Genomic DNA, 11,738 nt, shown 5'->3' on the forward strand with positions numbered 1-11,738 from the left:
GAGCCTTTTTGTCATGAAGGGATGCGGGTGTCGCAGGATCGGCCCGTCCGCAAACGAAACGAAACCAGGGAGGACAGGAGAATGGACCAGACGGTCAACGGCGAGCCGCGGGTGCTGGCGACGGAAGAGGCGCTCGCCTTCATCCGCGACATTCAACAGGATCATCCCGAGATCCTGTTCCACCAGTCCGGCGGCTGCTGCGACGGCTCCTCGCCGATGTGCTATCCGAAGGACGATTACATCGTCGGCGACAGGGACGTGAAGCTCGGCGAGGTCGGGGGCGTGCCGGTCTATATCAGCGCCAGCCAGTTCGAGGTCTGGAAGCACACGCAACTCATTCTCGACGTCGTGCCGGGGCGCGGCGGCATGTTCTCGCTCGACAACGGCCGCGAGCGCCGCTTCCTCACCCGGTCGCGCCTCTTCGGCGGCGGCGAGGCCTGCGCCGTTCCGCAGGGTGCTGCGGCGCGCTGAGGACGCTCAGTCGAAGAGGCTTGAGACCGACTCTTCCGCGCTGGTGCGGTTGATCGCCTCGCCGATCAGGTTGGCGGTCGAGATCACGCGGATATTGTGGGCGGAAAGCACCGCGCCTGTCGGCTGGATGGAATCGGTGATCACCAGTTCCTTGAGCTTGGAGGCGGTGACGCGGGCGACCGCGCCGCCCGACAGCACGCCATGGGTGATATAGGCGGTGACGCTGGTCGCGCCGTTCGCCAGTAGCGCCTCCGCGGCGTTGCAGAGCGTGCCGCCGGAATCGACGATGTCGTCGATCAGCAGGCAGTCCTTGCCCTCGACCTCGCCGATGATGTTCATGACCTCGGATTCGCCGGGCCTGTCGCGGCGCTTGTCGACGATGGCGAGAAGACAGTCGAGCCGTTTCGCAAGCGCGCGGGCGCGCACCACGCCGCCGACATCGGGCGAGACGACCGTGACGTTCTTCAGGTCGTAATGCTCCTTGATGTCGCGCGACAGGATCGGCACGGCATAGAGATTGTCGGTCGGGATGTCGAAGAAGCCCTGGATCTGGCCGGCATGCAGGTCCATCGTCAGCACCCGGTCGGCGCCGGCCTCGGTGATGAGGTTGGCGACGAGCTTCGCCGAGATCGGCGTGCGCGGGCCGGGCTTGCGGTCCTGCCGGGCATAGCCGAAATAGGGGATGACGGCGGTGATGCGCCGCGCCGAGGAGCGGCGCATGGCGTCGATCATGATCAGGAGTTCCATCAGGTGGTCGTTCGTCGGGAACGAGGTCGACTGGACGACGAAGACGTCCTCGCCGCGCACGTTCTCCTGGATTTCGACGAAGATTTCCTGGTCGGCAAAGCGCCGGACGGAGGCCCGGCCGAGGGGCAATTTCAGATAGTTGCAGATCGCTTCGGCGAGGAGCCTGTTCGAATTGCCTGCGAAAACCTTCATCGATGGTCCGCCTGTGCTGGCGCCTCATCATCATCCGGCTGTCATCCCCGGAGGATAGCGTATGCGCGACTTCGTAAGGCCCGGAACGGCACCGGTCATCCGGGGCTGAGGCGCTTTTTACCGCCCCGCGTTTCGAATGCAAGTGGCCAGATCCGGCACGGTCTGCTTTATCCGGAAAAGATTAATGGCCTGTCCCCGGCACGCCACGATCAGCCTGCGCGGCCGTTTTTCCAGGCGACATAGTCGGCGATCGTCTTCGTCGCGATGGCGCGCATCGTGTCGGCCGGCACGCCGGACCAGGGGTTGGACGAGGCCGGTCCCGCCGTGTCCTGGCCCTGGATGCGGTGCAGCCGGTTGCCCGACGCGTCGAGCACGTCCCAGACATAGACGATCGTGGTCTTGCCGCCGTCCGAAAGCGCGGAGAAATAGCCCTTCAGCATGTGCCGGCTGGCGCCGTCCGAGGCGCCGCGGATCGTCAGCCCCGCCGCGCGCGCATCGGCGCCGAGCTGTCGCGAAAGCGGCGTGACGGCCTCGACCGGCGCCCCGATGATCGGCAGGAAGCGGATGGTCTCGCTGCTCTCGGCCGGTGCCGCCGCTGTGGGGGCGGGGTTTGTCCGTTGCGGTGTCGCCGCCGGCTGCGCATCGCCTCTTGCGAGGGCGGCCGCCTGGCCGTCGAGCGTTCCGGGCCCGTCGCGGAAGGTGGGGTCGGCGCCGCGCGCGATCGGGCGTTGCGGCCTCCCTCCCGCCGTATCCGTCGCCGGCGGCAGGTCCTGCCGGCCGACCGTGGTGCCGGGTTCGCTCGCCATCCGCTCCGTGTCCGCCTGGGTCACCGGAGTGGAGACGCCGCTGCCGACATCGACCTGCGGTGTCAGGGCGTCCGTGCTGTTGCAGCCGGCCGCCAGGACGCCCGTCGCGACAAGTGCCAGGATCGCGAGGATCCGCTTCGGCATTCCCAGTCCTCCAGCGCCGCTTTCCTCGCCGGTTTTACGAAGCGGCGGCGGCCGCTGTCAATCGCGAGGGCTCACAGCGCGATCGCATCGAGCCCGAAGCGCGAGAGCGGCCGCGGCGAATCGCCGGTCGTCAGGTAGGTCTGGCCGAGCATCATCGCCGCGCCGCTGTCGGAATCCACGACGATGACGTGGACGAAGAGGGACATGTCCGCCGCGATCTCCTGGGGATTGCCGGCATGGAACATCTGGTGCTCCATCCAGGACGGTGCGAAGCGGGCGCCGAGCGAATAGCCGCAGGTGTTCAGCCGGTGCTTGGCGAGGCCGCGTTCCTCCATCATGCGCGCATGCACGTCGAAGACGGTGCCGAACGTATGGCCGGGACGCAGCACCATCTCGATCGCCTGGATCGTCTCCCGGCAGGCGCTGTAGAGTTCGCGCTGGCGGTTCGACGGCGTGCCGATGGCGATCGTGCGCATCATCGCCGCGTGGTAATGCGCGCTGGCGCCCGCCCATTCGAGCGTCAGCTGGTCCTGCGTGTCGAGCATGCGGCGGCCCGACTTGTAGCGGATCAGCAGCGCATCCGCGCCCGAGCCGATGACGAAGGGGTTGGCGGGATAGTCGCCGCCGCGCGACAGCACCGCGGCCTGCATCGCCGCGAGAATGTCCGCCTCGCCGGCGCCGGGACGGATCAGCGGCAGCGCCGCGTCGAGCGCGGCGTCGGCAAGGGCGGCGGCGGTCTCGATATGGGCGATCTCGGCCGGGCTCTTCACCAGCCGCAGCCGGCTGACGAGGGAGGAGGCGTCGACGAGCGTGCCGAAGGTGCTCAACTGGTTGTCGATCAGCCGCGCGACATGGCCGGTCATGCCGTGGGTGTCGTATTCGACGCCGATGCGCGCGCCGAGCAGGTCGAGGTCGCTCAGCAGGTTCTTGAGGTCCATCGTCGGGTCGGCATTGGCCCGGTCGATCCAGATCTGGATCGTCTCGATGTTCGACGTATGGCGGGCCTGGCGCAGGTCGGGCGAGCGGGTGAGCAGGACCATGCCGCCATCCGCCGTGACGACGAGGGTCTGGAAGAAGCAGAAGCCGAACGTGTCGTACCCCGTCAGCCAGTACATGCTCTCCTGCGCGAAGAGCAGAACGGCGTCGAGCTTCTCGGCCCGCATCGCCGCCGTCAGGCGGCCAAGGCGGGCCTCGTATTCGTCCTGGGTGAAGTGCAGCGCCATGTCAGGCCTCCCGGAGCGCGATGGCGGATATCTGCCGGCCGTAGTCCGGCTCGCCTCTGTGGGTCGTGCGCCGATAGGAGAAGAACCGGTCCTCCTCCGCATAGGTGCAGAGCCCGAGGTCGCTCGCCGTGACGCCTGCGGCGCGCAGGCGGTGAAGCGTCAGCCCCGGCAGGTCGAACAAGGCATGGCCGGGCCGTGGCGACGGCGTGAAGAAGGCCGCGTAGCCGGGGTCGTGCACAACGAAGCGTTCGACGAATTCGGCGCCAACCTCGTAGTTCGGCTGGGTGATCGAGGGACCGAGGCAGGCATGGATGGCATCGCGCCGCGCGCCGAGCGCGACCATCGCGGCAATCGTGTTCTCCAGCACGCCGGTCAGCGCCCCCTTCCATCCGGCATGGGCGGCGCCGATGACGCGGGCCTGCGCGTCTGCGAAGAGGATCGGACCGCAATCGGCGGAGAGCACGCCGAGGACGATTCCGGGTAGGCGCGTCACCATCGCATCCGCCTGCGGTCGTTCCGCCCGGTTTTCCGGCGTCACCGTCACGACATCGGGGGAGTGGACCTGATGCACGGTCGCAAGCCGGTCGGGTGAAAGCCCGAAGCGGGCGGCGACGCGGGCCCGGTTCGCGGCGACCCGGTCCGGATCGTCCCTGGAGCCGACCCCGACATTGAGGCTTTCATAGATCCCCTGCGAGAGGCCGCCGCGGCGGGTGAAGTAGCCGTGGGCCACGCCCGGCGCCAGGACGCCCAGGCTCGGGCTTTCGATCGGCAGAGGCGGCGGAGCGTCGGAGGTCATCGGCAGGGTCTTCCTTCCGTCAGGGGCGGGCGCAGGCGGTCCCGGAACGCGAACGCATCGTCTGCCTGTCCGGGGCGACCGGCCATGGCCCGCCAAGGAACGCATCGCGGCAGGCGCTCTGTCGCGTCTCTTGTGGGACGCGCGAGGCGGAATGCCCCGGTCGGGACGCCGTCGCGGCGTGGGCACGATGGTGGCGTCCGTTCTCCCGGCTGTCAATGACGCCCGCATGGGCGCTCATTTCTGGAACGGCACGAGATCGACGCCGGGGCTGCTGATGGCGAGCACCTTGAAGAGCTCGCCCATCTTACCGACGCCGGCACCCGCGAGCCTCTCGACCCCGAGCCGGATCGTTTCCTGCGTGATCGCGTCCTTGTCGTTGCCGAGCGCGGAGGCGCGCTCGATCAGGCCGAGGGCGACGAGGAAATCGCCCTGCCGGACGAGGCCGTTGATCCGCAACCCTTCCGTCGCCGCACGGCGCGCCAGCATTTCGAAATCCACATGGCTCGTCAGGTCCGCCTCGCCGGGATGGGCGAGCGGCGGATCGTACTGGTGCTCGCGCACGGCCTGCAGCGTGTCGCCGAACCCGGTCGCCAGATGCCCGTAGTCGATGATGAGCGCGGTGCCGCCGGTCCTGCGGATATGGGCGGCGATCGCCGCCATCACGGCGTCGCGCGCGGGCGCGTATTCGAAGAGGGTGCCGACCGGAACGCGGGCCGCCGGCTGCGGCAGGAGGTCGGGGTCGAGAGAGGCGACGCCGGCGGCGAAGGTCAGCGCGCCCTCCGCGTCGAGCCCGACGAGGCGTTCGCGGAAGCCGAATTCCGTCTGGACGAACTGGCGGATCGGGATCGCATCGAACAGCTCGTTGGCGGCAAGAAGCAGGAAGTTCTGTGGCAGCGTGTCGAAACTGTCGTGCCAGGCGATCTTGTACTTGTGCGCCACCAGCGTCTGCGTCTGGATCCGGCGCAGCCGCGCGCTCGTCTCGACCAGATGGACGTCGAGCGCCTCGTAGAGCGCCGGCGCGGCGCGGGCAATGACGCGCAGCATGTCCGACATCATCGTGCCGCGGCCGGGACCGATCTCGGCGAGGGACACCGGGACGGGCGCGCCATGGCGCTGCCAGGCATGGATGAAGAAGACGCCGAGCATCTCGCCGAACAGCTGGCTGATCTCGGGAGCGGTGGTGAAGTCGCCCTCCCGCCCGAAAGGCTCCCGCGTCTTGTAGTAGCCGTGCTCGGGATCGGCGAGGCAGAGCGAGAAATAGTCGGTGATGCTGATCGGGCCCTGGGCGCGGATGATCGCCTTGATCTTCTCGGCAAGCGGTGTGGTCATGGCAGCGCCTGCCTGTCGTTCGGCTGGACGCCGTTGCGCCTCGCGCGGAGAATGAGGCCGATGCCGAGCAGCGCCATCGGCAGGGAGAGGAGCATGCCCATGGTCAGCCAGCCGCCGGCGAGATAGCCGAGCTGCGCGTCCGGCTCGCGGAAGAACTCGACGAAGATGCGCGCCGACGCATAGACGAGGATGAAGGTGCCGCTGACGAGGCCCGGCCTGGCGAGGGCGCCGCGCCGATAGATGAGGAAGGCGAGCAGGGCGAGGAGGAACAGTCCTTCCAGCGCCGCCTCGTAGAGCTGGCTCGGATGGCGGGCGAAGGGACCGGCGCCGGGAAAGATCACCGCCCAGGGCGCCGAGGAGAGCCGGCCCCAGAGCTCGCCGTTGATGAAGTTGGCGAGCCTGCCGAAGAGGAGGCCGATCGGCACCACGGCGGCGACGACATCGAACAGGCTCAGCGGGCGGATGCCGCGCTTCCGGGAAAAGAGAATCATGGCGAGGGTCGTGCCGATCAAGCCGCCATGGAACGACATGCCGCCGTTCCAGATCTCGAAGGCGCGCAGCGGATTGGCGGCGACGGCGGCAAAATCATAAAAGAGGATGTAACCGATCCGCCCGCCGCCCACGATGCCGGCCGCGATCCAGAAGATGACGTCGTCGATCTCCGTCAGCGTCATCGCCGCCTTGCCTTCCGGCCACAGGCGGGGATCGGCGAGAAGCCGGCGTGCGTAGAACCAGCCGAGCAGGATGCCCGCGACATAGGCAAGCCCGTACCAGTGCACGGCCAACGGCCCGACGGCGAAGGCGATCGGGTCGATCTGCGGGAAGGGCAGGATGGCGAGAAGGCCGGCGAGATGGGTCACGTTGTCGGAAAATCCTGAGCAAACATCGGGTTCCGGACCATGGCGTCCGGCCTTGAGCCGGTCAAGCGGGGGGCCCGGGCGTCAACAGCTGATTGGCGCCTTTTTCCTTGCATCGGGGGATCCCGTCTCCTACCTCAGGGGCAAGGCTGGACATAGCGTCCGGTCCGCCACGATCAATGGAGGCCAGGACGATGACGACGGGCACGAACCGCATTCTCGACGACTTTGCCAAGCTGATGACGGATGCCGCCGGTGCCGCGCAGGGTGTGCGCCGGGAAATGGAGACGGCCTTCCGGGCGCAGGCCGAGCGCGTGCTGAACTCGATGGACGTCGTCCGCCGCGAGGATTTCGAGGCCGTGCGCGACATGGCGGTGAAGGCGCGCGAGGAAAACGACGTGCTTGCCGCCCGCATCGCCGCGCTGGAGGCGAAGATCGCCGGCCAGGCGTCCTGACCGTCCTGAAATCACACAAGCGTTGCGCCGGCGCGCGGGTGGCGGATGCTGCCCGCGCGCTTGTTTTTCAAGCCTCTTTCGGCCCTTGCCAAAGGTGCGGGCAAAAAAGTTTTCCACCTGTGGAAAGCTTCAAAAAGTCCTTACGGGTGAATCATTTAGATTCAAGCCCTGAATCAGTTTGAGAACCGCTGAAAACGTCCTCCACGGCAAAATGCGCGGCAGGGGGATGGCAGCGCGACTCAGCCATTATACACTGATTTTAAATGATGATTCGGAACGGGTCACGCAAGCTCCAGGCAGGCTCCGCTTGTCAGGATGGTGCCGCTGCCGAGCGTCAGATCGTCGATTGTTCCGGTGTTTGAGTGGTATTGCGACCGTCGCGCGAAAGCGCGGGGACGGGCATTTTTTGCCGGCTTTGGAGTGGTGCATGAGCCTGATGGGAATGGACGTGGAGCGTCAGTCGAACCCGGTCGACATGATCGAGTTCGTTGCTGCCAACAATGACTGGTGCTTCGAACGTTCCGGCGAGGACGAGATCGCCATGACCGTCGAGGGGCGCTGGACGGACTATCACGTCTCCTTCTCCTGGATGGAGGAGTTCGAGGCGCTGCATCTCGCCTGTGCCTTCGACATCAAGGTTCCGGAGGCCCGCGTCAACGAGGTCATCCGGCTCCTGTCGCACATCAACGGTCAGGTGCTGATGGGCCATTTCGATCTCTGGCGGCAGGAGGACGTCGTGATCTTCCGCCAGTCGCTGCTGCTCGCCGGCGGCGCCGAGCCGACCAACCAGCAGGTCGAGGTGCTGCTGTCGAGCGCGCTCGATGCCTGCGAGGCCTATTTCCAGGCGTTCCAGTTCGTCGTCTGGTCCGGCATGGACGCCGAAGGCGCGGTGAACGTCGCCATGTTCGAAACGGTCGGGCAGGCGTGATGGCATCAAGGCTTTCGGGGCCCGTCGTTCTCGTCGGTGCCGGCAACATGGGCGGGGCGATGCTGTCGGGCTGGCTGAAGAGCGGGCTCTCCGGCGCGGACATGCTGGTGATCGATCCCGGCCCGCCGCCGGCCATGGCGAAACTGATCGCCGAGAGCGGCGTCGGCCACGCGACGGCCGTGCCGGAGGGCGTGACGGCCGCCGTCCTGTTCCTCGCCGTGAAGCCGCAGGTGATGGAGGCGGTTCTGCCGCCGCTCGTCCCCTTGGTCGGACCCGGCACCGTCGTGGTATCGGTCGCCGCCGGCAGGACGCTCGCCTTTCTCGAACGTCACCTCGGTGCTAGCGCCATGGTGCGCGCCATGCCGAACACGCCGGCGATGATCGGGCGCGGCGTCACCGGCGCCTTCGCCAATCCCTCCGTCACGGAGGAGCAGCGCGACGCCGTCAACGATCTCCTGAAGGTCAGCGGTCCGGTCGAATGGGTCGGCACGGAGGCGGACATCGATGCCGTCACCGCCGTCTCCGGCAGCGGCCCTGCCTATGTTTTCTATCTCGTCGAGTGCATGGCGGAGGCCGGCCGCAAGGCCGGTCTTCAGGCGGACCTCGCCATGCGTCTTGCACGGGAAACTGTCGCCGGGGCTGGTGAACTCCTGCACCAGTCCCGGGACGACGCTTCGCGGCTGCGCCAGAACGTGACCTCGCCCGGGGGCACGACGGCGGCGGCGCTTTCGGTCCTGATGGCCGAGGACGGCATGCAGCCCCTGTTCGACAAGGCGATCGCGGCCGCGCGCCAGCGCGCCGAGGACCTGGCCGGCTGAGACCATGGCGGACACCATCACCTATGCCGATTTCGAACGGGTCGACATTCGCGTCGGCACCATCCTCGAGGTCCTCGACTTTCCCGAGGCCCGCAAGCCCGCCTACAAGCTGGTGATCGATTTCGGCCCCGAGATCGGCACGCGCAGGTCCTCGGCCCAGATCACAGGCCACTATGCCGCCGCCGACCTCGTCGGGCGGCAGGTGCTCGGCGTCGTCAACTTTCCGCCGCGCCAGATCGGGCCCTTCCGTTCGGAGGTGCTGACGCTCGGCCTCGCCGATGCGACGGGCGAGGTCGTCCTCGTTTCGCCCGAGCGGAACGTGCCGAACGGGAAGAAGCTGTTCTGATCCTGAAAATCCGTCACTTCCGATTCAGGCCGGCACGCGGATGACCGCGCGCAGGCCGCCGAGCGGACTGTCGGCGAGCGTGACATCGCCGCCATGGCTGCGGGCGATGTCGCGGGCGATGGACAGGCCGAGGCCTGTCCCCGAACTGTCGAGATTGCGTGCCTCGTCGAGGCGGAAAAAGGGCTTGAACACGTCGTCGCGATTGTCCGCCGGAATGCCCGGCCCATCGTCGTCGATGGTGACCGTCAGCCATTTGGCGCCGTGGCGCGCATCGATGCGCACGGTGCGCGCATAGCGAAGCGCGTTGGAGACGATGTTGGTGACGAGGCGTGTGAAGGCGTTCGGCCGCACGAGAATGGCGTCCGACCCTTCCATCGCCACGCTCAGCACCTTTCCGGCGAGGTCCGCTTCCGCTTCGAAGCGCGCCAGCAGCTCCGTCAGCCGGAGCTGACCGACATCCTCCTCGGCCGCGCCCCTGGCGAAGGCGAGATAGCCTTCCAGCATCGCCTGCATGTCGTCGACGTCCTGGTTGAGGCCGTCGAGGTCCGGATGGTCGCCGGCGAGCGCGAGCTGCAGCTTGAAGCGCGTCAGGATGGTGCGCAGGTCGTGGCTGACGCCGCTCAGCATCGCGGTGCGCTGCTCGATCTGGCGCTCGATGCGTTCGCGCATCTTGATGAAGGCGAAGCCGGCCCGCCTGATCTCCACGGCGCCGCGCGGCGAGAAGTCCTCCATCTTCTGCCCCTTGCCGAACCGTTCGGCGGCCTCCGCCAAGGCGACGATCGGACGGATCTGGCCGCGCAGGAAGAGGATGGCGATGGTGAGCAGCACCAGGGACGCCCCGACCATCCAGGCGAGGAAGATATGGGTGTTCGACGCGTAGGTCTGGCTGCGCCGCGCATAGATGCGCAGGATCTCGCCGCCTTCGAGCCGTATGCGGATCTCGACGATCTTCGAGTTGCCGACCGTGTCGATCCAGTAGGGCAGGCGGATCTGACGCGAGATCTGGTCGGAAAGCGTCTCGTCGAGAATGTCGAAGAAGGGCTTCGGCCGGGGTGCCGGCAGCTCGCCCGCGGGGTCGACCGAGATGTTGAGGTTCAGCCGCTCGCTGGCGATGCGGCTGATGGCGGAATGGTCGCTTCCCTCCGGCTCGCGCGCGATCAGGTCGATCAGGGCTGCGATGTCGCTGGTGACGGCGGCCGACAGCCGCTCGGTCACCATCTGCCAGTGCCGCTCCATGAAGACGAAGGCGACGACGGATTGCAGCAGGACCATGGGGATGATGACGATCAGCAGCGAGCGGGCATAAAGGCCGATCGGCAGGTGGCGGCGCAGAAACCGCCCGGCGCGCCGGCGCGCCTCGCCGCCGAACATCCTGCCGATCACGCCGCCCCCGATCAGCGCCATGGTCAGTCGACGCTCAGCCGGTAGCCGATGCCCCGCACCGTCTGCAGGAAGACGGGATTGGAGGGATCGTCCTCGATCTTGCGCCTCAGCCGGTTGATCTGCACGTCGATGGTCCGCTCGCCGACGTCGACATCGTCGGCGACGAGTTCGTGGCGGGCGATCGTCTCGCCGGCGCGCTGCGAGAACATCATCATGATGTCCTGCTCGCGATCGGTAAGGCGGATGTGGTCGGCGCCGCGCCGCAGCTCCCGCTTGACGACGGAGAAGGTGTAGGGGCCGAAGATCACCTGGTCGACCTTCGGTTGCTGCTGCTGCGCGTTGCGGCGCAGGATGTTGTTGATCCTGAGCACGAGTTCGCGCGGGTCGAAGGGCTTGGCGACATAGTCGTCCGCGCCCGATTCGAGCCCCTCGATGCGCGCCTCCTGCTCGGCGCGCGCGGTGAGCAGGATGATCGGCACGGATTTGCCGCCGCGCAGGCTGCGGGTCAGCGACATGCCGTTCTCGCCCGGCATCATCACGTCGACGATCAGGAGATCGAAATCCAGACCCTCCAGCTTGCGGCGCGCTTCCGCCGCGTCCGCCGCCGAGGTCACGCGAAACCCCTTTTCGGCGAGGTAGCGGTTCAGGAGGTCGCGGATGCGGCGGTCGTCGTCGACGATCAGAAGATGGGCCGCGTCGTCGGCCATGGGAACGGTCTTGCTCATCGGGCGTCGGGCCTCCTCCGCTCTGCCTCGTCCTGCGGATTGCGCATGCTTTCCAGGAAACGCTTGACCGTGTCGCGCATCTGCGGACCCGTGGCCGCCAATGCGCGCGCGATGCGGCGCGATTGCGGCTCGGCAAGCGCGCGGGCGAGCGCCTTGCCCTTGTCCGTGGTGAAGAGCTGGCGCTGGCGGCGGTCCTCAGGCCCCGCGACCTGCCGGATATAGTCGGAATCGATCAGCTGCTTCAGCACCCGCGCCAGGCTCTGCTTGGTGATCTTCAGCGTCTCCAGCAGGTCGGCCACCGTCATGCCCGGCTCCCGGTCGACGAAATGGACGACCCGGTGATGGGCGCGGCCGAAGCCGCGCGTCTCCAGGATGGCGTCCGGATCGGATGTGAAGTCGCGATAGGCGAAGAAAAACAGTTCGATGATCTCGAAATCGATCGGATCACCGGCAGGCGGCGTCTTTCCGCCCTCCACGTCGCTTCCCTCACGCTTCACGCACTCGTCCTTTCCACCAAA

At 67.3% G+C, this 11,738-nt stretch carries 14 protein-coding genes; 5 read left to right on the forward strand and 9 right to left on the reverse strand.

Going from position 1 to position 11,738, the window contains the following annotated elements; translation table 11 throughout:
• Window positions 1–81: 81 nt before the first annotated feature.
• Window positions 82–471 (forward strand): DUF779 domain-containing protein, encoded by a 390-nt coding sequence (locus ACEVQ6_RS06025; RefSeq protein ID WP_374888019.1) that lies wholly within the window; start codon window positions 82–84, stop codon window positions 469–471.
• A 6-nt stretch (window positions 472–477) separates the two neighbouring features.
• Here ACEVQ6_RS06025 and ACEVQ6_RS06030 read toward each other — a convergent pair whose 3' ends face one another.
• The 6 genes from ACEVQ6_RS06030 to lgt all read right to left on the reverse strand — a co-directional run bounded on the left by ACEVQ6_RS06030 (window position 478) and on the right by lgt (window position 6,568).
• Window positions 478–1,410, reverse strand: coding sequence for a ribose-phosphate pyrophosphokinase (locus ACEVQ6_RS06030; protein WP_374888020.1), 933 nt, complete (start codon window positions 1,408–1,410; stop codon window positions 478–480).
• A gap of 209 nt (window positions 1,411–1,619) precedes the next feature.
• On the reverse strand, window positions 1,620–2,360 hold the full coding sequence (locus ACEVQ6_RS06035) for a hypothetical protein (protein ID WP_374888021.1): 741 nt from the start codon (window positions 2,358–2,360) through the stop codon (window positions 1,620–1,622).
• Between the two features lie 71 nt (window positions 2,361–2,431).
• On the reverse strand, window positions 2,432–3,583 hold the full coding sequence (locus ACEVQ6_RS06040) for a M24 family metallopeptidase (RefSeq protein WP_374888022.1): 1,152 nt from the start codon (window positions 3,581–3,583) through the stop codon (window positions 2,432–2,434).
• A gap of 1 nt (window position 3,584) precedes the next feature.
• Window positions 3,585–4,379 carry a peptidoglycan editing factor PgeF gene (gene pgeF / locus ACEVQ6_RS06045; RefSeq protein WP_374888023.1) on the reverse strand — a complete coding sequence of 265 codons (795 nt, stop codon included), beginning with the start codon at window positions 4,377–4,379 and terminating at the stop codon, window positions 3,585–3,587.
• Between the two features lie 234 nt (window positions 4,380–4,613).
• On the reverse strand, window positions 4,614–5,708 hold the full coding sequence (locus tag ACEVQ6_RS06050; protein ID WP_374888024.1) for a class I SAM-dependent methyltransferase: 1,095 nt from the start codon (window positions 5,706–5,708) through the stop codon (window positions 4,614–4,616).
• Window positions 5,705–6,568 carry a prolipoprotein diacylglyceryl transferase gene (lgt, locus tag ACEVQ6_RS06055; RefSeq protein ID WP_374888025.1) on the reverse strand — a complete coding sequence of 288 codons (864 nt, stop codon included), beginning with the start codon at window positions 6,566–6,568 and terminating at the stop codon, window positions 5,705–5,707. Before lgt ends, ACEVQ6_RS06050 begins: the two co-directional genes overlap by 4 nt.
• A 191-nt stretch (window positions 6,569–6,759) precedes the next feature.
• Here lgt and ACEVQ6_RS06060 point away from each other — a divergent pair, with 191 nt between their 5' ends.
• The 4 genes from ACEVQ6_RS06060 (at window position 6,760) to ACEVQ6_RS06075 (ending at window position 9,112) form a co-directional block, all read left to right on the forward strand.
• A complete protein-coding gene (locus tag ACEVQ6_RS06060) occupies window positions 6,760–7,020 on the forward strand; it encodes an accessory factor UbiK family protein (protein WP_374888026.1) in 261 nt (86 codons plus the stop codon).
• A gap of 427 nt (window positions 7,021–7,447) precedes the next feature.
• Window positions 7,448–7,948, forward strand: a complete 501-nt coding sequence (locus tag ACEVQ6_RS06065; protein ID WP_374888027.1) for a type III secretion system chaperone family protein — start codon at window positions 7,448–7,450, stop codon at window positions 7,946–7,948.
• Complete coding sequence (gene proC / locus ACEVQ6_RS06070) at window positions 7,948–8,766, forward strand: pyrroline-5-carboxylate reductase (RefSeq protein ID WP_374888028.1); 819 nt, start codon at window positions 7,948–7,950, stop codon at window positions 8,764–8,766. The genes ACEVQ6_RS06065 and proC overlap by 1 nt, the downstream gene beginning before the upstream one ends.
• Window positions 8,767–8,770: 4 nt before the next feature.
• On the forward strand, window positions 8,771–9,112 hold the full coding sequence (locus ACEVQ6_RS06075) for a tRNA-binding protein (protein WP_374888029.1): 342 nt from the start codon (window positions 8,771–8,773) through the stop codon (window positions 9,110–9,112).
• A gap of 24 nt (window positions 9,113–9,136) precedes the next feature.
• Here the strand turns inward: ACEVQ6_RS06075 and ACEVQ6_RS06080 are convergent, their stop codons facing one another.
• The 3 genes from ACEVQ6_RS06080 to ACEVQ6_RS06090 are packed head-to-tail and all read right to left on the reverse strand — an operon-like array spanning window position 9,137 to window position 11,717.
• A complete protein-coding gene (locus tag ACEVQ6_RS06080) occupies window positions 9,137–10,483 on the reverse strand; it encodes an ATP-binding protein (protein ID WP_374888218.1) in 1,347 nt (448 codons plus the stop codon).
• A gap of 35 nt (window positions 10,484–10,518) precedes the next feature.
• Window positions 10,519–11,220, reverse strand: a complete 702-nt coding sequence (locus ACEVQ6_RS06085; protein ID WP_374888030.1) for a response regulator — start codon at window positions 11,218–11,220, stop codon at window positions 10,519–10,521.
• Complete coding sequence (locus ACEVQ6_RS06090; RefSeq protein WP_374888031.1) at window positions 11,217–11,717, reverse strand: MarR family winged helix-turn-helix transcriptional regulator; 501 nt, start codon at window positions 11,715–11,717, stop codon at window positions 11,217–11,219. Before ACEVQ6_RS06090 ends, ACEVQ6_RS06085 begins: the two co-directional genes overlap by 4 nt.
• Between the last annotated feature and the right edge of the window lie 21 nt (window positions 11,718–11,738).

Source organism: Ensifer soli, assembly GCF_041928815.1.
GTDB lineage: Bacteria > Pseudomonadota > Alphaproteobacteria > Rhizobiales > Rhizobiaceae > JBHFEI01.